The sequence below is a fragment of the Streptomyces sp. NPDC058663 genome (assembly GCF_042716745.1).
GTDB lineage: Bacteria > Actinomycetota > Actinomycetes > Streptomycetales > Streptomycetaceae > Streptomyces.
Map to the genome: position 1 here is coordinate 90,113 of NZ_JBHXRV010000029.1, position 21,181 is coordinate 111,293.

General features: G+C 71.2%; 16 protein-coding genes. 7 read left to right on the forward strand and 9 right to left on the reverse strand.

Annotation, left to right across the window (positions count from 1 at the left end; translation table 11 throughout):
* Positions 1-107 precede the first annotated feature (107 nt).
* Entirely contained in the window at positions 108-749 is a 642-nt protein-coding gene (locus tag ACFWVV_RS21910; RefSeq protein ID WP_384354132.1) for a response regulator, read from the reverse strand.
* 186 nt (positions 750-935) lie between these two features.
* On the opposite strand from ACFWVV_RS21910, the gene ACFWVV_RS21915 reads away from it, so the two are divergent.
* Positions 936-1,538: a phosphatase PAP2 family protein gene (locus ACFWVV_RS21915; protein ID WP_384354123.1), complete on the forward strand. Its 603-nt coding sequence runs from the start codon at positions 936-938 to the stop codon at positions 1,536-1,538.
* A 148-nt stretch (positions 1,539-1,686) separates the two neighbouring features.
* A complete protein-coding gene (locus ACFWVV_RS21920) occupies positions 1,687-3,279 on the forward strand; it encodes an oleate hydratase (RefSeq protein ID WP_384354125.1) in 1,593 nt (530 codons plus the stop codon).
* 138 nt (positions 3,280-3,417) lie between these two features.
* Here the strand turns inward: ACFWVV_RS21920 and ACFWVV_RS21925 are convergent, their stop codons facing one another.
* The 4 genes from ACFWVV_RS21925 to ACFWVV_RS21940 form a co-directional block, all read right to left on the reverse strand.
* Positions 3,418-5,169 carry a ThuA domain-containing protein gene (locus ACFWVV_RS21925; RefSeq protein ID WP_384354127.1) on the reverse strand — a complete coding sequence of 584 codons (1,752 nt, stop codon included), beginning with the start codon at positions 5,167-5,169 and terminating at the stop codon, positions 3,418-3,420.
* Positions 5,166-7,985, reverse strand: coding sequence for a PQQ-dependent sugar dehydrogenase (locus tag ACFWVV_RS21930; RefSeq protein ID WP_384354128.1), 2,820 nt, complete (start codon positions 7,983-7,985; stop codon positions 5,166-5,168). The genes ACFWVV_RS21925 and ACFWVV_RS21930 overlap by 4 nt, the downstream gene beginning before the upstream one ends.
* A gap of 271 nt (positions 7,986-8,256) precedes the next feature.
* Positions 8,257-10,347, reverse strand: a complete 2,091-nt coding sequence (locus tag ACFWVV_RS21935; protein ID WP_384422761.1) for a protein kinase — start codon at positions 10,345-10,347, stop codon at positions 8,257-8,259.
* Positions 10,348-10,516: 169 nt separating this feature from the next.
* A complete protein-coding gene (locus ACFWVV_RS21940; RefSeq protein WP_384358950.1) occupies positions 10,517-11,242 on the reverse strand; it encodes a DUF2625 family protein in 726 nt (241 codons plus the stop codon).
* A 300-nt stretch (positions 11,243-11,542) separates the two neighbouring features.
* On the opposite strand from ACFWVV_RS21940, the gene ACFWVV_RS21945 reads away from it, so the two are divergent.
* Together ACFWVV_RS21945 and ACFWVV_RS21950 are read left to right on the forward strand one after the other, a co-directional pair.
* Entirely contained in the window at positions 11,543-12,061 is a 519-nt protein-coding gene (locus tag ACFWVV_RS21945; protein WP_384358948.1) for a winged helix-turn-helix domain-containing protein, read from the forward strand.
* A 106-nt stretch (positions 12,062-12,167) separates the two neighbouring features.
* Positions 12,168-12,449, forward strand: coding sequence for a hypothetical protein (locus ACFWVV_RS21950; protein WP_384358946.1), 282 nt, complete (start codon positions 12,168-12,170; stop codon positions 12,447-12,449).
* A gap of 119 nt (positions 12,450-12,568) precedes the next feature.
* Here the strand turns inward: ACFWVV_RS21950 and ACFWVV_RS21955 are convergent, their stop codons facing one another.
* The gene (locus ACFWVV_RS21955; RefSeq protein ID WP_384358944.1) at positions 12,569-13,768 is read right to left on the reverse strand and encodes an acyl-CoA dehydrogenase family protein; all 1,200 of its coding nucleotides are present in this window, start codon (positions 13,766-13,768) and stop codon (positions 12,569-12,571) included.
* 161 nt (positions 13,769-13,929) lie between these two features.
* On the reverse strand, positions 13,930-14,919 hold the full coding sequence (locus ACFWVV_RS21960) for a GNAT family N-acetyltransferase (RefSeq protein ID WP_384358942.1): 990 nt from the start codon (positions 14,917-14,919) through the stop codon (positions 13,930-13,932).
* Between the two features lie 213 nt (positions 14,920-15,132).
* Between ACFWVV_RS21960 and ACFWVV_RS21965 the strand changes: the two genes are divergently transcribed.
* Positions 15,133-15,711, forward strand: coding sequence for a hypothetical protein (locus tag ACFWVV_RS21965; protein WP_384358954.1), 579 nt, complete (start codon positions 15,133-15,135; stop codon positions 15,709-15,711).
* Positions 15,712-15,761: 50 nt separating this feature from the next.
* On the opposite strand, the gene ACFWVV_RS21970 is transcribed toward ACFWVV_RS21965, so the two are convergent.
* Positions 15,762-17,246 carry a hypothetical protein gene (locus tag ACFWVV_RS21970; protein ID WP_384358940.1) on the reverse strand — a complete coding sequence of 495 codons (1,485 nt, stop codon included), beginning with the start codon at positions 17,244-17,246 and terminating at the stop codon, positions 15,762-15,764.
* Positions 17,247-17,348: 102 nt separating this feature from the next.
* Positions 17,349-19,034 carry a PHP domain-containing protein gene (locus ACFWVV_RS21975; protein ID WP_384358938.1) on the reverse strand — a complete coding sequence of 562 codons (1,686 nt, stop codon included), beginning with the start codon at positions 19,032-19,034 and terminating at the stop codon, positions 17,349-17,351.
* An 845-nt stretch (positions 19,035-19,879) separates the two neighbouring features.
* Between ACFWVV_RS21975 and ACFWVV_RS21980 the strand changes: the two genes are divergently transcribed.
* Together ACFWVV_RS21980 and ACFWVV_RS21985 are read left to right on the forward strand one after the other, a co-directional pair.
* Positions 19,880-20,689, forward strand: a complete 810-nt coding sequence (locus tag ACFWVV_RS21980) for a hypothetical protein (RefSeq protein ID WP_384358936.1) — start codon at positions 19,880-19,882, stop codon at positions 20,687-20,689.
* 25 nt (positions 20,690-20,714) lie between these two features.
* Entirely contained in the window at positions 20,715-20,879 is a 165-nt protein-coding gene (locus ACFWVV_RS21985) for a hypothetical protein (RefSeq protein ID WP_384358934.1), read from the forward strand.
* The last annotated feature ends 302 nt before the right edge of the window (positions 20,880-21,181 follow it).

The window sequence follows — 21,181 nt, forward strand, 5'->3', positions numbered from 1 at the left end:
TTCTTGGCCGCACGGCCGTCGCGGACCACGGTGGTACCGCCCGACTTGGGGGTTCGGATATCCGCCCCCCGCCTGCCCCGGGCGGGGATCAGGCCCCCGGAAGGAAGCTAGGAGCCGACCGCCTGCAGGTAGGCGACCACGGCCTTGACCCGCCGGTTGTCCGCGTCGGTCGGCGGCAGGTCGAACTTCGCGAACACCGAGGCCACGTGTTTCTCCACGGCGCGCTCGGAGATGACGAGCTGCCCGGCGATGGACCGGTTCGAGTGGCCCTGCGCCATCAGGTCCACGACGTCCCGTTCCCTGGCGGTCAGCCGGTCGAGGGGGCGGGTGCCGTTGTTCAGCATGCGGCTGACGATCAGCGGGTCGAGGGCGACCCCGCCGGCCGCCACGCGGCGCAGCGCGTCGATGAAGTCGGCGGTGGCGGAGACGCGCTCCTTGAGCAGGTAGCCGACGCCCGCCGCCTCTCCCGCGAGCAGCCGGGCCGCCCAGGTCGGCTCGGCGTGCTGGGAGAAGACCAGGATTCCCATGTGCGGGTGGTCCGCGCGGAGTTGGACGGCGGCCCGGATTCCCTCGTCGGTATGTGTGGGGGGCATCCGGATGTCGACCACGGCGACATCGGGGAGGTGCTCGGCCACCGCTGCGAGCAGTCCGTCCGCGTCTCCGGCGGTGGCGAGGACCTCGCAGCCGCGGGCGGTCAGCAACTCCACCATGCCCTCTCGGAGAATGACCGAGTCCTCGGCGATGACCACTCGCACTGCGCGCTCCCCTGCTCTCTTCGCGGTCAACCGTTCGACGTCGACCAGGGATCATTCAATCAGCAGGGTGCGGAAGCACACGTGCTCCTTGATCAGGAGCGGGCCCGGGGTGCCGCCCCGTCGCCGCCGTCCGCCGCGCACCGCTCACGACTCCCGCCGCACACACCACATGGAGCACACATGACCGGCATCCTGCCCCAGGCCGTCCCGGCACCGCACCGCACGGCTCAGCTGGTCACCGACGGCCTCGAACCGAAGAACTGGATCATCGCCGTCACCCTCCTCGTGGGCTGGCACGCGGATCGCGCCGCCGGAGTCGCCTGGGGCCTGTTCGCCGCGCTGTTCACCGGTGTCGTACCCATCCTCTGGATCAAGTGGGGCCAACGGCGCGGCTACTGGGGAGACCGCCACGTCCGGCGCCGCCAGGACCGCCTTCTGGTGATACCCGGCATCATGGCTTCCGTGGCCCTCGGCGTCACCTTCATGTTCGTGTTCGACGCCCCACGTGAGATGACCGCCCTGGTCATCGCGATGCTCGCCACCCTCGTGGCGATCCTGGCCCTCACCACCGTCTGGAAGGTATCGGTGCACACCGCGGTCTCGTCGGGCGCCGTCACGATGCTCGCCCTGGCCTACGGCCCGTGGGCCCTCGCCGCCTTCCCGCTCGTCGCCCTCGTCGGCTGGTCCCGCATCCGCCTCAAGGACCACACACCGGCGCAGGTCGTCGTGGGCACCGTCCTCGGCGCATGCGCCGCGGGAGTCACCTTCGTACTGGCCAGGTGACCCCGTACGGGGATACCGACGGCCCCCGCGTCTCCCCTCCGCCGAACGGGGGTCCGCGCCCTGCTCCCGTGTCGCGCCGAACACATCGGGGAACCCATCGAGGACATTCCGCCCGGCGCGGCCGCACACCCGCGGCGCCGGCGAGGCGGTGTACACGGATCAGCGAGGGACGGCTGTGGCAAAGGCATATCTGGTGGGCAGTGGGGTCGCGTCGCTCGCGGCAGCGGCGTTCCTGATCCGCGAGGGCGGGTTCTCGGGGAACGACATCGTGATCCTGGAGGAGCAGGACCGCGAGGGCGGGAGCCTGGACGCGGCGGGTACGCCCGAATCCGGCTACACCATGCGCGGCGGGCGGATGTTCGAGATCCACTTCGACTGCACCTACGACCTGCTGTCCTCCATTCCCTCACTGGACGACCCGGAGAAGTCGGTCACCGAGGACACGTTCGCGTTCCACGACGACTTCGCCTGGGACGACCACGCCCGCCTCGTCGACGCCCACGGGGACCTCATCGACGCGCACTCGATGACGTTCTCCGAGCGGGACCGTCTCGAACTCGTGAAGTGCGTGGCCACGCCGGAGAGGCTGCTGGACGGCAAGCGCATCTCGGACCTGTTCCACGAGGACTTCTTCTCCACCAACTTCTGGGCGATGTGGTGCACCACCTTCGCGTTCGAGCCCTGGCACAGCGCGATCGAGTTCCGCCGCTACCTCAACCGCTTCGTCCATCTGTTCAAGACCTTCGACACCATGTCCGGGATCTACCGCACCCGGTTCAATCAGTTCGACTCGATCGTGCGGCCCCTTCTGGCGTGGCTCACGGCTCAGGGTGTCACCGTTCAGCTCGGCACCCGTGTCACCGACCTGCACCTCGCCGGAGGTGACGCGCTGACCGTCGAGGCGCTCGACTGGGAGCGCACCGGGGAGTCCGGCCGGACGGCACTCGGCCCGGACGACCTGGTGATGGTGACGAACGGCTCGATGACGGCGAACTCCACCCTGGGCTCCACCGATACCGTCCCCGCGCTGGACACCGCTTCCTCCAGCGGAGCCTGGCAGCTGTGGGAGACCCTCGCCGCGAAGCGCTCCGGACTGGGCGACCCCAAGGTGTTCGACTCCCACGTCAAGGACTCCACCTGGGAGTCGTTCACCGTCACCACCAAGGACCCGCTCTTCTTCAAGCTGATGGAGGAGTTCAGCGGAAGCGAGGCAGGCAAGGGCGGCCTGATCACCTTCAAGGATTCCAGCTGGCTGCTGACCATCGTGCTCAACCACCAGCCGCACTTCCGGGACCAGCCCGAGGACACGTTCGTGTGGTGGGGTTACGCCCTGTTCCCCGACAAGCGGGGCGACTTCGTGGACAAGCCCATGTCCGCGTGCACCGGCCGGGAGATCCTCGACGAGGTGCTGCGGCACCTGCCGTTCGCCGAGCGGGAGCGGATCCTGGACGGCTCCCTGGTGATCCCCGCGATGATGCCCTACATCACCAGCCAGTTCCTGGTCCGCAAGGCAGGCGACCGCCCCGAGGTCGTCCCCGCGGGCTCCACGAACCTGGCGTTCATCGGCCAGTACGCGGAGGTGCCCGACGACGTGGTCTTCACCGTCGAGTACTCCGTGCGCACCGCCTGGACCGCGGTCGCCCAGCTGCTCGGGCTGGACAGGCAGCCCCCGCCCGTCCACAAGGGGCAGCACGAGCCGAAGGTCCTCATCGAGGCACTGCAGACCCTGCACCGGCGCTGACCGACAGCGGCGGGCGGCGGGACGAGGTACGGCGGCGGGACGCTTCGGCGTCGCGTCCCACCGCCGTCACCGGCCCGGTGGTGCGGCCGGTCCCGTCGTCACCGTCCTCCACGGTGACGACGGAGTCGGGCGGGCCGCTCAGCCGGGGAGGGCCCATTTCTGGTTGGCGCCGGTGTGACAGGTCCACAGATGGAGCTTGGTGCCGTCGGCCGAGGACACCCCGGCCGCGTCCAGGCACTTGCCCGACTGCGGGTTCTTGAGCGTTCCGTCGGCCTGCGGCACCCACTTCTGGGCACCGGTTCCGTTGCACCCGTACAACTGGACCTTCGTCCCGTCCGCCGAACCGCCGCCGCTGATGTCCATGCACTTGCCGAGCGCACGCAGGGTGTCGTCCGTGCCCCGCGCCCACTTCTGCGCGGCCGACTGATTGCACGTCCACAGCTGGATCTGCGTACCGTCCGCACTCGCCCCGTTCGCCACATCGGCGCACTTGCCGCCGATGCCCTTGAGTTCGCCCTCACGGGGGCCGGTGGGAGCGCCGAGTTCCTTGATGCGGATGTTGCGGAAGGACACGTCGTCGCCTTCGCCGTGGTTCTGCAGGCCGATGTGGCCCTGCTGGAGGCTGCGGGCGGGGTCGGTGTTGGTGAAGTCGTTGATCCTGCGGCCGTTGAGGAACAGTTGGAGGCGCTCTCCTTCGACGCGGATCTCGTACGTGTTCCACTCCCCCGGCGGGTTCAGGGCAGCGTCGCGGACCGCGACGTCGGCGGACTTGTACCCGTAGACGGCACCGGTCGTGCGGTCGGCGGCGTCCGTGGAGTCGATCTGGATCTCGTAGCCGTATGTGACGGCCGACCAGGGGTCGTCGGAGGCGGGGAAGCCCACGAAGATCCCGGAGTTGTCGTCACCGGCCTGACGCCAGTCGAGCTTGAGGGAGTAGGACTTGTACTCCTTGGCCTGGTACCACAGCATTCCCAGGCCGCCCCGGGAGCTGAGGGTCGCGTCGGCGTGCGCGAAGGAGCCGGGGCCTGCCTGTTTCCAGCCGGTGGTGCCCGCCGAGCCGAAGAGCGTGGTGTATCCGGTCTCGGCGCGGCAGTCGGCCTCCGTCATCTCCGCGGTCCAGCGGATCCCGCCGAGCAGATGACGGCGGAAGGCCGGGTCTGCGTAGGAGGCCTCGGTGTGGCCGCCGCCGGTGTAGAAGGCGCGCCCGCCCTGGTAGTCCTTGCACCAGGCGATCGGGTGGTCGCCGCCCATGCCGCCGCCGCTGTAGCTGGACTCGTCGAGCGAGGCCAGGACATGTGCGCCGGTGCGCGGGTTGCTGCGGTAGTCGTACCACTCGTCGGTGCGCTGCCAGGTGGGGCCGAGGTGGGCGGTGGCGTCGTGGGCGCGGTCCTCGACCTTGACGGTGGCCGGCTGGATGTGCGGGTGCGACTGGAACAGGGCTCCGGCCAGGCCCGCGTACCAGGTCCAGTCGTACTCCGTGTCGGCCGCCGCGTGGATGCCGACGTAGCCGCCGCCCGCCGCGATGTAGCCCTCGAAGGCGGTCTGCTGGGTGGGGTTGAGGACGTCGCCCGTGGTGGAGAGGAAGACGACGCTCTCGAAGCCGGCCAGGTGGGCGGGGGTGAAGGCGGCGGGGTCCTCGGTGGCCGTGACGGTGAAGTTGTTGGCGGCCCCCAGTTCGCGCAGGGCGGTGATGCCTTCGTCGATGGAGGAGTGGCGGAAGCCGGTGGTCCGGGAGAAGACCAGTACGTCGTACGCCGGGTCGGCCGCCGCCGCGCGGGCGGGTGGTGTGGGGGCGGGCTGGGCCGCCGTGGAGAGGGCGGTGGGCAGGGCGACGGTGCCGAGCAGGCCGCAGAGGGCCCAGCAGGCGACGCGTCTCAGTCGTCGGCTCACGTCAGGGTCCATTTCTGGTTGGCGCCGGTGTGACAGGTCCACAGATGGAGCTTGGTGCCGTCGGCCGAGGACACCCCGGCCGCGTCCAGGCACTTGCCCGACTGCGGGTTCTTGAGCGTTCCGTCGGCCTGCGGCACCCACTTCTGGGCACCGGTTCCGTTGCACCCGTACAACTGGACCTTCGTCCCGTCCGCCGAACCGCCGCCGCTGATGTCCATGCACTTGCCGAGCGCACGCAGGGTGTCGTCCGTGGCGGTCCACTTCTGCGCGGCCGACTGGTTGCACGTCCACAGCTGGATCTGCGTACCGTCCGCACTCGCACCGTTCGCCACATCGGCACACTTGCCGCCGATGCCCTTGAGCTCGCCGCCCGGTGCGGGGGTCGCGGTGGTGGTGAGGGTGAAGTCGTCGACGTCGAAGAGGGATCCGGCGCCGCCCTTGAAGACGAGGTGGAGGGTGGTGGTGGCGGCCGGGCGGCCGGTGAGGTCGGCGGACACGTCCCTGAAGGTGTCCCAGCTTCCGGTGGCGGGGACGGCCGTCGAGCCGAGCAGGGTGCCGGTGGGCGAGCCTGCCCGTACCTCCAGCGTGCCTCCCGAGGTGCCGGAGGAGACGCGGGCGGTCAGCCGGGTGACGTTCGACAGCTGGTACGGCGTGAAGGCGATCCAGTCGCCGTTGTCGATGTGACCGACGGTCTTGCCGCCGTGTGCGGTCGCCTTGTCGACGATCTGCACGCCGACGGAGGTGCCGAAGTGCTCGGCCTGGCGTTTGCTGCCCTGGCTGATGTTCTGGTCGTGGGTGGTCAGGGCGCTCTGGCCGTTCGCTCCCTTGTCGGTGTACTCGGCGTCCCAGACGCCGAAGATGTTCGCGTTGGGGTCGTGCTCGCCGTCGGCCAGCGTCTGCACGGTACCGGAGCACCCGGTGGCGGAGGTCTGCGGATGGCCGTGGCTGTCGTGGCCGACGATGAAGGTGACCTTGACCTTGGAGCAGTCGATCGTGCCGTCCTCGGGATCGGTGACGGTCACCTTGAAGGGCACGGCGGCGCCCGGGTCGATGACGGATCCGTCCAAGGGCAGATCCAGGGTGACGGTGGGCGCGGTGTTGCCGACGGTGACGGTCACGGAGGCGGTGGCGGTGTTGCCGGTGCCGTCGGAGACGGTCAGTTCGGCGGTGTAGCGGCCGTTGGCGGTGTACGTGTGGGAGGGGTTCGCGGCGGTCGAGGTGGCGCCGTCGCCGAACTTCCAGGAGTGGCTCAGCGGATCGCCGTCGGGGTCGGAGCTGCCCGCGGAGGAGAACTGGACGGCGAGCGGAGCGATACCGGAGGTGCGGTTGGCGGCCGCCTTGGCGAGCGGGGCGCGTCCGCCGCTGACGCTCTCGATGCGGTAGAGGGCGCTGTTGGCGTCGCCGTTGAAGTAACCGGTGCCGTAGTCCAGGACGTACAGCGCGCCGTCCGGGCCGAAGGCCATGTCCATGACCTGGGTGCCCTGCCAGGGGAAGGCGTTGATCGACTGCAGGGTCCCGTCGGCGCCCTGCTCGATGCGTTTGATCCACCGGCGGCCGAACTCACCGGCGAAGAAGTCGCCGTCGAAGCTCTGCGGGAACTTGACCGCGGAGGGGGAAGCGGCGTCGTAGCGGTAGACCGGTCCGGCCATGGGCGACTCCGAGCCGGAGCCGAACTCGGGGACCGAGCCGCCGTCGTAGGGGATCCAGGCGGGCTGCGCCGGGGGGAGGTCGGTCAGCCCGGTGTTGCGCGGCGAGGTGTTCTTCGGGGCGGCGCAGGAGAATGCGGCGCCGGACGTCGAGGTGGCGAAGTCGTAGTCGACGTACGGGCTGTTGTTGCCCGTGCAGTACGGCCAGCCGTAGTTGCCGGCCTTGGTGATCCGGTTGAACTCCACCTGTCCCGCCGGGCCGCGCCCGGGGTTCGCGGTGCCCGCGTCGGGGCCGTAGTCACCGAGGTAGACCGTGCCGGTGGGTTTGTCGACGCTCATCCGGAACGGGTTGCGGAAGCCCATGGCGTAGATCTCGGGGCGGGTCTTGGCGGTGCCGGGGGCGAAGAGGTTGCCCGCGGGGATGGAGTATCCGCCGTCCGCGTTCACCTTGATGCGCAGCACCTTGCCGCGCAGGTCGTTGGTGTTGCCGGAGGAACGCTGGGCGTCGTAGGCGGGGTTGCGGGTGGCCCGCTCGTCGAGCGGGCTGTAGCCGTCCGAGGCGAACGGGTTGGTGTCGTCGCCGGTGGAGAGGTACAGGTTGCCCTGGGCGTCGAAGTCGATGTCACCGCCGACGTGACAGCACAACCCGCGGCTGGCGGGCACGTCGAGGACCTTCTTCTCGGAGGCGGTGTCCAGGGTGCCGTCCGCCCTGAGCACGAACCGCGACAGCCGGTTGACCCCGTCGAAGGGTGCGAAGTCGGCCGCCGAGCCGCTCGCGGGGGCGTCGCCCGCCGGGGTGGTGAGCTTCGGGGCGTAGTAGAGGTAGACGAAGCGGTTGGCGGTGAACCCGGGGTCCGCCGCGACGCCTTGGAGTCCTTCCTCGTCGTGCGCGTACACGTCCAGCTTTCCGGACACCTTGGTGGTGCCGGCGGCGTCCGTCAGGCGCAGGGTGCCGTCCCGTGAGGTGTGCAGGACGGATCGGTCGGGCAGCACGGCGAGCGTCATCGGCTCGCCGGTTTCGGCCACCCCTTTGGCGAGGGTGACCTGCTGGAACACATCGGCAGCCGTGGGTGCCGCCGCGGCCGGTCTCTGCTGAGCAGTGAGTGCGCCCGCGGCGGCGAGCAGGGTGCAGGCGAACGCCGCGAGGGGTCGGGAGAGTCTCCTGTGCACGCGCATCCTCCGTGTGACAACGGGGTGAGGGGGGTGAGCACAGGCGCGCGCCGTCGCGCCGGGAACACGGGCGTTCAGCAGGAGGAGGCTGAGCGCCCGGCCTTGGTGGTTGTCCGGTACAGACCAGGAAGGTAATGGCTTTTTCTTTGGTCAGGAAGCCTTTCGTCAGAGGAGGCGGCAACTTTCTCCGGTGCAGGGACAAAGCGCCCTGACGGGAGGCTCGCCCGGTCTCACTTCCGCCTGCGCATGCGACCCGGTCGCACGCTCGGGATCAAGTGGAGCCCTGGTCCCCGGCCGACGGCTTCCCGCCGTCGCGGGCCGCGTCGAGCCCCTCCTGGATCGCCCGCGCCAGCTCTTCCTGACCGGTGTACCGGGCCGCCCGCGGAGGGATGTCGCTGGATCGCGGGTCGTCGTCGGTCCACTGGAAGGGGATGGTGCGGCGGTCCAGCGACTGGCCGTGCCCGGTGGGCGGGAGCAGGGTGAGATCCAGGCCGACCGGTGCGGTCGCACCCGGCCCGCCGGGCGGCAGGTCCAGGAGCAGGTGGTAGTCCCGCTGCCGGTCGTCCGGTGCGTCGATGGGGTATTCGAAGGCGCCTGGACCGATCGGGTAGCCGCGGAACGACAGGTCTTCGTGGGTCGGTGCGACCTGTTGGACGGAGCGGATGCGGGTGCCGTCCGGGGCCGTGATGCGCAGGGCGAGGTCGCGTACGACGGCCTGGCGGGTGCTGTCGAGGATCTGGGCGAGCGCGGGGGCGAGGTCCGCGGGGGTGTGGACGAGGTCCGTGGTGCCGTTCAGTGCGGAGGCGAGTGAAGTCAGTTGCCGGACCTCCCAGTTGACGCCGATGCCGCGCGCGTGGCAGGTGAAGCGGCCGGCGCAGGAGGCCAGGGTGGCGGCCAGTTCCTCGGGGGGTTCCGCCGTGGCCTTCATGTCCGCGAGGAGGATCGCGGTGCGCAGCGCGTCGGGATGTCCGGCGAACAAGCGGTCCGCCAGCCGCACCCAGCGGCCGAAGGCCGCGTCCCTGACCGGTTCCAGGCGGGCCAGTGCGGCGTGCGCGGCAGCCTTGGCCGTGGGGCTCGCGGGAACCAGGCGCAAGGTGTCGGGGTAGAGCATCCGCGCGTAGGCGGAGCCGGCGACCACGGCGAACCGTACGCCCTCCTCCAGGCTGTCGACCGCGTCGCGGACGGCCCGGGTGACCGTGCGGAAGTCGGCCTCCGGCAGCTCGTGGGAGAGGCCGAGCAGGAAGACGAGGGCACGCGGAGCGGAGGTGGCCGCACGGCCGGGAGGGGAGTCCGCGCTCCGCACGCCGACGATCACGCTGCCCTCCGTGGCACCGGGAGCGAGGTACTGGTTGCAGAAGACGTCGAGGAGGGGCGCCGACGCCAGGGGCGTGAGGGGGGCAAGTGGTGCGGATGGAGCGGTTGGCGCGGGTGGTGCCTGCGACGTGGAGTCTTCGGGCCGTGGTTCCTCGCGTGCGGGCGGCGGGCCGGCCGGCCCGCCGCCCGCACGCCCGGGGCTGCCGCCGCCCTCCCCAGTCAGGGCGCCGAGGCGGTCGGCGACATCTCTCCCGGAGGCCGGCCTGTCGCGCGGGTCCTTGGCGAGCAACTGGACGGCGAGCAGGTCGAGTTCGGGGGGCACGCCGGGTCGCAGCACGGACAGCGTCGGGGGCGTCGTGTGGAGGTGTTCCATCATCACGGCCCGGAAGTCGCCGTACCGGTACCTGGTGAACGGCGGGTGCCCGGTGAGCAGGGCGAACAGTACGCACCCCAGCGCGTACAGGTCGGCCCGCCCGTCGACGTGCCGTGCCAGGCACTGCTCGGGGGCCATGTAGTCGGGCGTCCCCATGACGCTGCCCTCCAGGGTCAGCCCCGAGTCCGCCCGCGCGAATCCGGCGATGCCGAAGTCGCACACCTTGAGCCGTCCGCCAGGCAGCAGCATCAGGTTGGCGGGCTTGACGTCCCGGTGGACGATGTCCTGGTCGTGCGCGTACCCGAGGGCGTCGGCGGCCTGGGCGGTCAGGTCGAGGGCCTGGTGCAGGGGCAGCCCGGCAGGGTGCTCACGCAGGACGGTGGCGAGGTCCTGTCCGTCGAGCAGTTCCATGACGAGGTGCAGTTGCCCGCCGTGGGCGCCGTTGTCGAAGATCTGGGTGATGCCGGGGTGCTGGAGCCGCGCGGTCACCTGCGCCTCGCGCCGGAAACGGCTCACCCGGTGGGTGTCGACGGCCAGTTGCGGGGGCAGGAACTTGATGGCGACGCGCCGGTCCAGCTGCGGATCGTACCCCCGCCAGACCTCGCCCATGCCGCCGCGCCCGAGCAGTACCTCCAGCCGGTAGCGCCCGTCGACCCGCACACCCTCGGCGTTCACACTCTCTCCCCCGTGCCCGCGCTCCCCCGTCCTCACCGCATTCCACCATCGCAGCACCCCGCCAGAAACAACTCCCGCATATTTCCAGCACATTGGCAGTCCTGGAAGCGGGACACCCTGCCCCGAGAAGCCGGTCGACGCCCGGGCGCCCGGGGGTGCGTACTGGCGCTTACGCGTCGCCGAGGAACCCGGGGTCCCGCGGCCCTGCCTGCCGTGCGAAATCAGCGGCGGCCCCCAGCACCTCGCGCATCGGCACGGGACGCCGGCTGGTCGCCGCCAGCTCGGCATGGGCCTCTTCGGACCACAGGAACGGATACACGGAAATGCCCTGCGAGAGGGCCAGGGCAGCGGCTTCCGCACGCCAGCCCGGCCACCGCAGCCCGTCGTAGAACGTCTCCAGCTGGTCCGAGAGCAGCCAGGAGATCCATCCGGAGTGACCCGTCCCCATCGCTTCCCACTCCAGAGTGTCGGGGGCGAAGTAGGTCATCTCTCCCGGCCCTCCGGGGCGGCCTCCCGCCGCGGGGTCGCCACCGTTCAGCGCGAAGACCCCGCCGACGACGTCGTGGCCGACGACGAGGGCCGTCCCGGGATGCCAGGCCGGATCGAAGTCCGCCGGGAACCGGTTCACCCGGGCCAGGCTCGGCAGCCCCCCTCCCGTGACCGGGCCCCCGCCGAACACCCGTACCCACCCGCCGTCCACGAGCAGTCCGCCGGTGTGCAACGCCAGTGCCCCCAGCACCGATCGGGCGGTGACCTGCATCTGCAGGAGGCACCGGCGACCCTCGTCCACGTCGGCGGGCAGCACCTGAACGGACCCGGAGGCCGCGGACAGCACCTCGCACAGTTCCGGCCACACCGGATCGTCCACCTGCACCAACTCGTCGATCTCTCGCATCGGAAGATCGTCGCACCCTGCCTCACCGGCACATCACCTGGGCCCGCCGGACCGGGCGTGCCGGGTCCCGCCCCCGGTCGGCCCTCCCTGCGCGGGTCCGTTCCGGGGAGACCGGCAAGGACCTGCCGTCCTCCCGACGGCACAATCCAGCCATAGAATCCCGCCTTCCGGAAGTTACTTTCCGATCTCTCTCGGTCACCGGTAGTGTCAAGCGGGCGCAGGACGGACACCACCCCACTTGCGGTCGCGGAGCGGCGTGTACGCGAGGCACCGCGGCCCCGAGAGAGGATGCGGCTTCTCGTGAGCATCACCCGTACGACGCCCGGTCCCGACTTCTCCCACGGATCGGGATTACCTGCATTGCGCCGGGCGGAGGGCCCGCCCGCCCCGTGGGGCGAGCTGGTGCGCGCCTCGTGGTTCGCGCTCCCTCCCTCCGCGCTACCCGCCCCACCGGGAACACCCTCCCTGACGGGGTACCTCGTCCTCGTGCCCGGGGACGAGGAGGGCCCGGGTGCCCTGCCCGTCGCGGCCGCCGCGCAGCTGGTCCAGGTGGACACCGACGCTCGCACCGTCACGGTGGCCGGACGCCCGTTGCACTTCACGCGGCTGGAGTTCGACCTGTTCGCACATCTCGTCGCCCACCCCCTGCGGGTGCACACCCGCGAGATGCTGCACTCCGCGCTGTGGGCCTCCCCCGCCCCCGCCGATCACCGGACGATCGACGTCCATATCGCCCGGCTGCGCCGCAAGCTGGGCTCCCCGTACCGCAGGGCGATAGAGACGGTGCGGGGCGTCGGCTACCGGTACGTCACGTGCTGAACCACGTCGCACGCTGAACGGTGTCGCGCGCCGCGTACCGAGCGCCGGCGTGGGGCCGGACGGTGGACATGCCGTAACGGGTGGAGCGTACGGGCGTTGGGAGGACGTGATCCATACCCTGACGCGCACCTCGGCGGCCCTCGGACTGGCTGCCTCCGCACTCCTCACCGCTCTTCCGGCACAGGCCGCCACCGCGGACGCTCCCAGCGGCGCCTCCCTCTCCGCCCTTACCGCGAAGGGCGGAGCCGACCGCATGGTGGACAGGGCAGCCGACCTCACCCTCCACACACTGGTCGGCGAGGCCAACAACACGCAGGACGGCCTGGTCGGCGCCGTCCTGCCGAGCAGGAGCAGTGGCCTCAACCTGGACGGGTCCGGCACGAAGTAGCAGCGGACACACGTCCGCCGGCATGGTCGCCGTACCGGAGCTGAGGACCCCTGGCAGCCCCTCCGGGGTCCTCAGCTGGGTGCAGATACAGATGCGCACATACAGATGCAGATGCAGGGTCAGACGAACGCGCCGATGCCCGTGACCGCGCGGCCGGTGATCAGGGTGTTGATCTCCCTGGTGCCCTCGTACGAGTAGAGCGCCTCCGCGTCGGCGACGAAACGGCCGATGCCGTAGTCGAGCACGATGCCGTTGCCCGCCAGGAGTTCGCGTCCCCAGCCCACGACTTCCCGCATCCGGGTGGTGCAGTGCGCCTTGGCCATCGCGGAGTGCTCGTCGCGGAAGGTACCGGCGTCCTCCAGCTGGGCGAGCCGCACGACCATCCCCAGACAGGAGGTGGCGTCGCTCAGCATCCGCACCAGCAGGTCCTGGACCAGCTGGAACCGGGCGACGGGCCCCCCGAACTGCTCGCGCTCACGGGTGTAGTCCAGGGCGATGCGGTACGCCGCCAGCATCACTCCCACGGCTTCCCAGGCCACACCGCTGCGGGTGTGCCGCAGGACGTCCGCGGTGTCCCGGAAGCCGTGGGCCTCCTGGAGCCGGTTCTCCTCGGGCACCCGGCAGTCCGTGAGGACGATGTCGGCGTTCTCGACGGTCCGCAGGGCGATCTTGTTCTCGATGAGGGTGGCCTTGAATCCCGGCGTCGAGGTCTCGACGACGAAACCGCGCACGCCGCCGTCCTCGCCCTCCTCCCTGGCCCAGACGACCACGAGGTCGGCGAAGGTGGCGTTGCCGATCCACCGCTTCTCGCCGTTGAGGACCCAGGTGTCGCCCTCGCGCCGGGCGGTGGTCCGCAGCCCCAGCGCGACGTCGGAACCGCCCTGCGGTTCGGTCAGCGCGAACGCCCCGATCTGCTCCATCCGGCCCATGGCGGGCAGCCAGCGACGCCGCTGCTCGGCGGAGCCGCACCGGGCGATGCTCCCCATGGCGAGTCCCGCGTGCACGCCGTAGAACGTGGCCACCGACGCGTCGACGCGAGCCATCTCCATCGCGATGAAGCCGCTGAGCAGGCTGCTCGCCGGGGCGCCCGCGCACTCCTCGTACCCCATGCCGGCGATGCCCAGCTCCCCGAAGCGCGGGATGAGGTGGTGCGGGAACGCCGCCTTCCCCCACCAGGTGTCCGCGTGCGGGGCCACCTCCTCGCGCAGGAACTCGCGGACCCGGTGGAGCGTTGCCCGCTCCGCGTCGTCCAGCAGTTCCTCGAACCGGTACAGGTCCTCTACCAGCATGCCGTCAGCAGTGTCAGCAGTGTCAGCCATCTGTCCGCCCTCGTGCCGTGCGAGTGGGTGAATGATCGTCAGAGGTGGTCGGTGAGCGATCGTTTACTGCCGGTCCTCGTACCCCTTGATCCATCTGCGATGCGCGGCATGATCCGGGGCCCACCCCGGGCGCGCACGCGGCCCGGGGCGGGCCCCGGGCGTCAGCCGAGGGCGCGCGCGTACGTCACGGTCTCCTTGTCCACCACGAACCCGGTCTTTTCGTAGAACCCCAGCGCGCCACTCGGGTTGGCGGTGTCCACGGTCAGGGACACGGTGTCGTAGCCGATGTCGCGCGCCGCGGTCAGCAGCTCCGCCAGCAGCGCGGGCGCCGCGCCCTTGCCGCGCCAGGCCCGCCGGGTGCCGAGGTAGCCGACGTGGCAGTCCCTGCGGCCGGTCGCGGCGGTCTCCGCCTCGTTCTCCTCCGCGAGGAGGTACGCCACCACGTCGTCGCCGGACACCAGCAGCCTGGACATCCCGGGGCGGAACGCGCCTGCCCCGGTGACCCAGGTGCGCCAGTCGGCCCGGTCGAGCACGGTGAAGTCCCAGTGGTCCCGGAAGGCGTCGTTGTGCGCGAGCCGCGTGGCCTCGTCGTAGTCGGCGGCGTAGGGGACCAGGCGGGTGCCCTCGGGGGCCGACCGGGGCTCGGGGGCCGCTCCGTCCAGGGGCTGCCTCATGAGGAACCACCAGCGGGACGGTGTGAAACCGCACTTCTGGGTCAGCCGCAACAGGTTCTCGTCGCCCGCCTTCCCGCCGAGCAGCAGCTCGCCCTTGAGGGCGGACAGCTGTGGGTCGGCGGCGTGCCTCTCCTGGGCGCGCTCCTCCAGCCAGGCGACGAGCCGGGTACCCAGGCCGCGCCTGCGCCAGTCGGGGTGCACCGCCGCGTCCCCGGCGAAGCGTGCCGCGTCGCTCGCTCCGTGCGGGGTGTGCAGCACCGCGTAGGCGGCGAGCCGGGGGCCGTCCCACAGCCCCAGGCTGTCCCGTTCCAGGTCGAGCTTGGGGTCCTGGAGCACCTCGACGAGTTCCGCCCCGGCGACGTGGTCGCCGGCCCGGTCGGTCCGTTCGACCGCTTCGTGGAGTTCCAGCCAGGCAGAGACTGCGTCCCTGCTCAGGGGCCGGGCTGCCAAGCCCGCCGTGGCGTCCTGTCCCTGCACGTCTGCTTCCCTTCCGCGATACGGTTTCGAGTCCGCGATACGGGTTCGAGGTCCGGAATGATCAAATCATAATCCCGGCAAGAGCGGCATATCGGGTGAGGGTGGGACTCGGGCCGTAGAGTCGTGCCCGTCTGGCAGGAGGAGAAGGTGATCCGGACACCGAGTACGGCAGGGCGGCGCCGCAGACTGCGCTTCGACGGCTGGATCGCGGGGATGGGCACTTCCAGCGGCACCCGCATCGTCCTGGGGCACTGGCAGCACACGCCGTACGGGCCGTTCAGCGACGTCATGCTGGAGCGTGGGGACGGGGAACGGATCCTGCTGGCGCCCACTGGGGAAACGGCCGGCTTCATCCGGAGGACGTACACCTTCGACGCGGTGCACGTCGTCCCGGTCCGCGTGGACGTCGCGGACGACTCCTGGGCCGTCCTGGCGGGCCCGCTCGACCTGCGCTTCGACGTGGGCGGGCGCGGGCCACTGGGGCTCGTCCTGCGGGCCGTGCCCGGTGCACTCGCCGGCCGACCGGCCTGGAGCGCGCTGACCGACCTGCCCGCCCGGCTGCTGCTGTCCGGCGTGCGGACGCGGGGCAGCGCGGGCGGGGGACGCCGCGAGTGGTACGGAGCGCGGGACCTGCGACCGGTGACCGGGCTGTCGGGGACCCTGGAGGGCCGCGACCTGGGTGTGCTGGCACCCGTCGAACCGGCCGTACGCTTCGGCTTCGGTTCCGTACCGCGCGGACCCGGTGTCACCCGTATCACGACGACGGTTCAACTGGGTTCCCGTGAGACGTAATTGACGCGCCGTCACCCGCTGGAAGGGCCCCTCGGGTGACGGGTGGAGCGTCAGCCGGGCGTGTCCTGGCCCAAGTCGCGCAGGGCCGAGACGTCGTAGGCCACCTCGGCGGGGACGGCTGCGTCCAGGGCGGCGACCAGGCGGCCGACGCCGCTGTACAGGCCGGCGGAGACCGCGATGATGCAGCCGAGGGCACCGAAGAGCGTGCGGTCGTCGCCGTCCCGTTCCATGCCCACCACCTGGTCGAAAAGGATCTCGTGCAGATCACCGTCGGCGTCGCGCTCCACGATTCCGGCCGGTGTCAGCACCAGACGGGCGGCGCGCGCCCCGCGGTACGCGGCTCGGGCCAGCAGCGGCGGCCGGAACGTCTCCCCCGCCGGCAGGTCACCGCGCCGCCAGCAGCCGCGCCGTTCCAGCGGCGCACCGTCGACGCCGGTGAGGTGCGGCCGGGTGCCCACCGGCACCGTGAGCAGCGCCGAGCCGAGCGCCCGCGCGAAGTGGCTCCGTATCTCTTCGGTGGTGACGGCCCGCAGGGCGCGCAGTCGGTCGGCACTGTCGCGGTGGGGCAGGCCGAAGAGGTCGGCACGGGCAGCCAGGTCCAGTTCGGCCTCGATGGCGCGCGGGTCCTCGTACGCCTCCCTGAACCCCTCGATCTCGTCCTTGATCTCGAAGTCCGTGACCGGCTCCTGCGCCAGGCGCAGGGTCTCGTTCCACAGGAGGGCGGCGACCTCCTCCTCGTGGCCCGGGCGGGCGTCCAGCCAGATCAGCGTGTCCTTGGTGAGGTGGTCACGGAGCACCGTGTCGCCTTCGACGGCATAGCTGAGGCCCCTTTGGTGCCGGGCCAGGCCGGTGAGCCGGTGGGCCAGCAGGGCATGGCCGAGCGCGGCGGCCGGTGAGTCGGCGGGCGCGGCGAGGGCGAGGGCCGCGCCGTCGATCGGAGCGTCGTCCCAGGAGGGCCCGGGGCGTGCTTCGGGTGCCGTACGCCGCGGTCGATTCCCGCCGGGCAGCGGCAGGCGCAGGTGGTCGGGTACGGGGCCCGTGAGCTGGAGTACGGCATTGCCGCGGGTGAAGTACGAGGCGGCGTGGCGGCTCACGGCCTCGGGGGTGAGCCGGTCGTATCCGGGGCCGGTACAGGGCGCGAGGCCCGGTCCCCTGTGTCCGTAGCGCTGGTGGAGCGGGAACGCGGCCCCGGGGTGGGTGGGTGAGGCCGCTTCGGCGGTCAGTACGCCGGCCTCGTGTTCCATGCGGTCCAGCGGCAACCCGGACAGCGCGACGCACACTGCCTCCAGGAAGGCGGCGACCTGTTCGGGCGTTCCCGATGCGGTGAAGCGGGTGGCCTCCAGATCGACCGAGGCGTTGTGCTCGTGATGGAGGCGGGGAACCGTACTCATCGCCAGGTGCTCGATGAGGTGGGTGACTCCGAGCGTGCGGAAGGTTTCGTCCCGCGCCCCGCACCCGAAGGTCAGCGTGGCACTGAGAGGAGCGGGTCCCTGGCTCCACCGCACCGGGACCCCGTCGACGGATATGCGCTGCATGCGCCGACCCTACTGACCTCCGCTGCCACCTCGCACAGCGGATACCCGCCGCGCGCCGGGCCGTGTTCGCGGACAGGGGCGCCGCCCCGGCCGGCCGTCGGCTCAGCGCACGGTGTCCACGAAGACCGGGTTGGTGTAGAACCAGGTGTCGAGCCACGGGTTGCCCTTGCCCGGCTCGTGCGGCAGGGGGCCGTGGGGGTCGATCGCCGCGCCGAGGAAGCCCGCTCCGTGGCGCTTGCCGTCGCTGCCGCGCAGCCGTACGTAGAACGGCGCGTCCGCGCGCCCGAGCGGGATGCGCAGGGTGTACGTGCCGCGGCGGCCCGACACGTCGGCGGCATGGGCGACCCGGGAGTCCGGGGCGTGCCAGTCGTCGCGGTCGGCGGCCGGGCCGTGGACCGCGCCGCGGATGACGTCGACGTGTTCCAGGCGCGGCAGCACACCGTAGGGGTTCCGGCGGGACGCGGCGGTCACCGTGACGCTGAGGGTGAGCCGCTCGCCGCGCCGGGCGCGCAGCCGGCCGCCGAGGGTGGCGCTGTTGCCGCGCTCACCGCGCACCGTGACGTCGATGCCGTCGAGGAGATGGCCGTGGTCGACCCAGACCCGGCCGGCCCGCAGCCCCGCCATCACGTCCCGGTAGCCGTACCGGGTGACGCCCACGTGCGTACGGCTGAACTGGCCCGGCCAGAAGTCGCCGCCGGGCTGCGGTTCGGTGGTGGGGTACGGGTCGGGGAGGCGGCCGGTGCTGTCGAAGTCCTGCCCGGGGGGCCAGGCGCCGTTGACCCAGGTGTCCTGGGCGACGCGGTGGACGTCGGAGTTGGAGGTGATGGTGAAGAGCTTGCCCTCCGCCAGCATCGCGTCCCACAGGCCGCCGACGGTCGCGGTCGCCCAGTCGAAGCCGCCGTAGGTGACGTACGCCGCGCGGGGGTAGCCGGGCCAGGACTCGGCGGACGGGGAATTCGTGTACTCGCCCCGGATGTTGGTGTCGGGGTGCCAGCCGGGGATCGCGCCTGCCTGGGCGCCGGGGGCGCCCTCCATGCCGATCATGATCTCGGGTGCGGCGTCGCGCCAGCCGCGTATCTCGTGGGGCGAGTCGATGCCGAGCCGCATGGGGTGGTTGGCGAGGACGAGGACGTCGTCGACGTACCGGGTGCGGCGCTGTTCGGCCAGCCACTTGAGCGCCTTGATCGCGTGCGCCTCGTTGCGCGGGGTGTCGGGGTGCGTCGGGGCACCGGCCGTGTAGCCGAGCAGCTTGCCGTCGAAGGCTTCCTCGAAGCGGGTGAGCAGTTCGACCTCGTGCCGGCCGGGGGGCGAGAAGACGGTGCAGTGCTCGGCGCCGGGGATGTACCACTCGAGGCCCTGGAAGATCAGCATGCGCCTGTTCCCGGCGCGCGCCCGCAGGATCTCACGGTGCTCCCGCGCGGCGCCGAACTCGGCGTGGCCGATATTGCTGTGCTCGGTGAAGACCATCCAGTCGAGACCGAACTTCTGTCCTGCCGCGGCGAGTTGGGAGAACGTGTACTTGGCGTCGTGGCTGTAGACGGTGTGGTTGTGGTGGTCCCCGACCAGGTAGACCAGGTCGGGGGCATGCCCCTGCCCTCCCCCGTGGCCAGGTCCCCGGGGCCGGTGTTCCCGTCCGTCGGCCGTCGCGGGCGACGGCAGCGAGCCGGCGGCGAACGCCGCACCGAACAGACCGGCGCGGCGCATCAGCCCTCGGCGGCTGAGCCCCTGCGCGTCGAGCGACGCCGCGGGCACCTGGGGGTCGGCCCATTCGGGCAGGGGGTGGGACATGCGAGCGGTTCTCCTTCGTGCGGGCGGCAGCGGTCCGTGACCCGGAGCGCACCACACGGAGGATTTCGGCATTCCGGAACGGCCGGGTGAACCGCGGACGTCGGAAGGTGATCGCCCCCGTGGCGCGCGGGACTTCCGGGCTCAGTGGGGTGGGGTTCGGTGGGACATGCTGCCCACCCCCGGCACCGGAGCGAGCTGTCAGGACGGCACGGCGGGGCAGCGGGCGCCCCGTGGTGGGACTGCCAGGTCGGTGAGATACCTGTCCACCGCGGCCTCCATGCACGGCCCGCAGACGTCACGTTAGGTGCTCTGTCGTCCCTGCGGTACACCGGTCAGGGATTTCTCCGGGGCGGATCGGGGCCCGCTCAGGGGCAATCCGGGCACGCCGAAGTACGTGAGGTCGTCCATCCCCCGACGCACGCCCGAAGTCCGCTCGCCCTCGCCCGAAGTGCCGGTTTCTCTCCTTGTCCACCTGGGACGGAAAGGGGCACCCGCAGATGCCCCCTCCCCCCTCTTGACGGCCGCTCAAGTCGCTTCCGTGGACGGTCGGAGGCCGCGTCTCAGGCCGGCAGCTTCTTCAGCTGCGCGGCGATGAAGGCCTTGGGCTCGGCCCTTGCCTGTCGGCCGGTGGGGTCCTGCCACGCTCGGCATGGCTCATTTGTGTCGTCCGTGAATGGCGGGGATCAGCGTTTTCGATGAGGTGTTCATGGTCAAGTACTGTGACTATGGGCTTATCACCGGTTACCGATCATCCGGCTGTCGCTGTTTTCCGCGAACCCCGTAGCGGGCAGCACGCCCCCGCACTGGGTGCGCGGGTCACCGCCGAGGCGCAACGGACCGCGTGCGTGCTGGCAGGAGTGGGGACGCATGCCAGGCCGGTCGAGCGGGCCCTCGCGCTGGGGCACGCGGCCTCGGCTGCCGGGGCGTTGGTGGGCGTGCTGGCGGATCAGGGTCCGGCCGTCTCCGGTGAGGGATTGCCGGCCGAGTCGGTCAGTCAGTCCTATTTCCGGGTCCGTGAGGAGGAGTTGTCCGACCAACAGGCCGCCCTGCACGGGGCCATGGTCGTCCACCGCGCGCTGGACGACCTGACCGACGCTCCCCTGTCGGGCGGCGACCTGGCGTTGGAGTTGGCCGGGATGCGTCAGGCGGTCCTCGACCTGACCGGTACGACGCCGGGGACCCGCCGTGACGCGGGCCCGCCGGAGGCCGGGCAGGAACCCCGTACGCAGGCCTCATTGGAGGACGCGTGGAGTGCCCGGTGGTTGATCGGCCATCAGGTCCACGTCCTGTTCAACATCTGCGCCGCGGTCGCCGTGGCCGACGCCACCGCCCTCCTGCGGCACGGCGACAGCGACGCCGCGCTGGTGCGGCTGGCGGATGCGACCACGTACGTACGGGGCTTCCCGGCGGCGATGACCCACGCCAGTACGGTCCCGGCCGACTACTACATGGCGACGATCCGCCGGACCATGGCCCCTCCGTCGGTGGACATCCCGCTGAGCGGGCGTCAGCACCGCGGATACAAGCTGTTCCGGGCGGCCATGAAAGACCTGCTGTCCGTCGGTCCCGGACTCCTACGCGCAGCTGGCGGCCGGCACACCGGAACTGGCCGAGGCACGGGGCGCCCTCCTGGAGGCAGACATCGTCGACGGTGAACGGCATGTCACCCTCGCGTACTCGATGGTCCACCTGCACCGTTCCCTCGCCCAGAAGCCCGAGGGCCCCGACAACGCCGTCGCCGAACTGCGGCTCATGCGACACCGCCGGGCCGCCCAGTACGCCTCGCTCATCCGCTTCGGGGACCACTACATCGCCGACAGCGTGGCCGGGCTGCGCCGCGCATGAGGCCGCGTGCCCGCCCGCGTCCCCCGTTATGTTTTTCGCGGTCCTGCAATGGGGCCGCTGGCCTCCGGGCCCGGTATGACTGTGTCCCCTCTGTCGATCGGATGACCTGGGGGGTGGTGTCGCCGGGCCTGCGGGGTGCCGTCACAGACGCTGATGAGAGACCCGGCCGCCGCCCGGTCCGGCGCAATGCCGGGCAAAGAAGCGGGCGGCAGGTCTGCATAACGTGGATGCGCGAGCACGGTGCCGTAGCCGAGGCCAGCATGGTCAACGACCCGGAGAGGGTGCGATGTTCGACATCGAAG

Coding starts and splice junctions, on each gene's coding strand:
- ACFWVV_RS21915 (WP_384354123.1), top strand. CDS start 936: ATGACCGGCATCCTGCCCCAGGCCGTCCCGGCACCGCACCGCACGGCT.
- ACFWVV_RS21940 (WP_384358950.1), bottom strand. CDS start 11,242: ATGCGAGAGATCGACGAGTTGGTGCAGGTGGACGATCCGGTGTGGCCG.
- ACFWVV_RS21955 (WP_384358944.1), bottom strand. CDS start 13,768: ATGGCTGACACTGCTGACACTGCTGACGGCATGCTGGTAGAGGACCTG.
- ACFWVV_RS21965 (WP_384358954.1), top strand. CDS start 15,133: ATGGGCACTTCCAGCGGCACCCGCATCGTCCTGGGGCACTGGCAGCAC.
- ACFWVV_RS21970 (WP_384358940.1), bottom strand. CDS start 17,246: ATGCAGCGCATATCCGTCGACGGGGTCCCGGTGCGGTGGAGCCAGGGA.
- ACFWVV_RS21975 (WP_384358938.1), bottom strand. CDS start 19,034: ATGTCCCACCCCCTGCCCGAATGGGCCGACCCCCAGGTGCCCGCGGCG.
- ACFWVV_RS21985 (WP_384358934.1), top strand. CDS start 20,715: ATGGTCCACCTGCACCGTTCCCTCGCCCAGAAGCCCGAGGGCCCCGAC.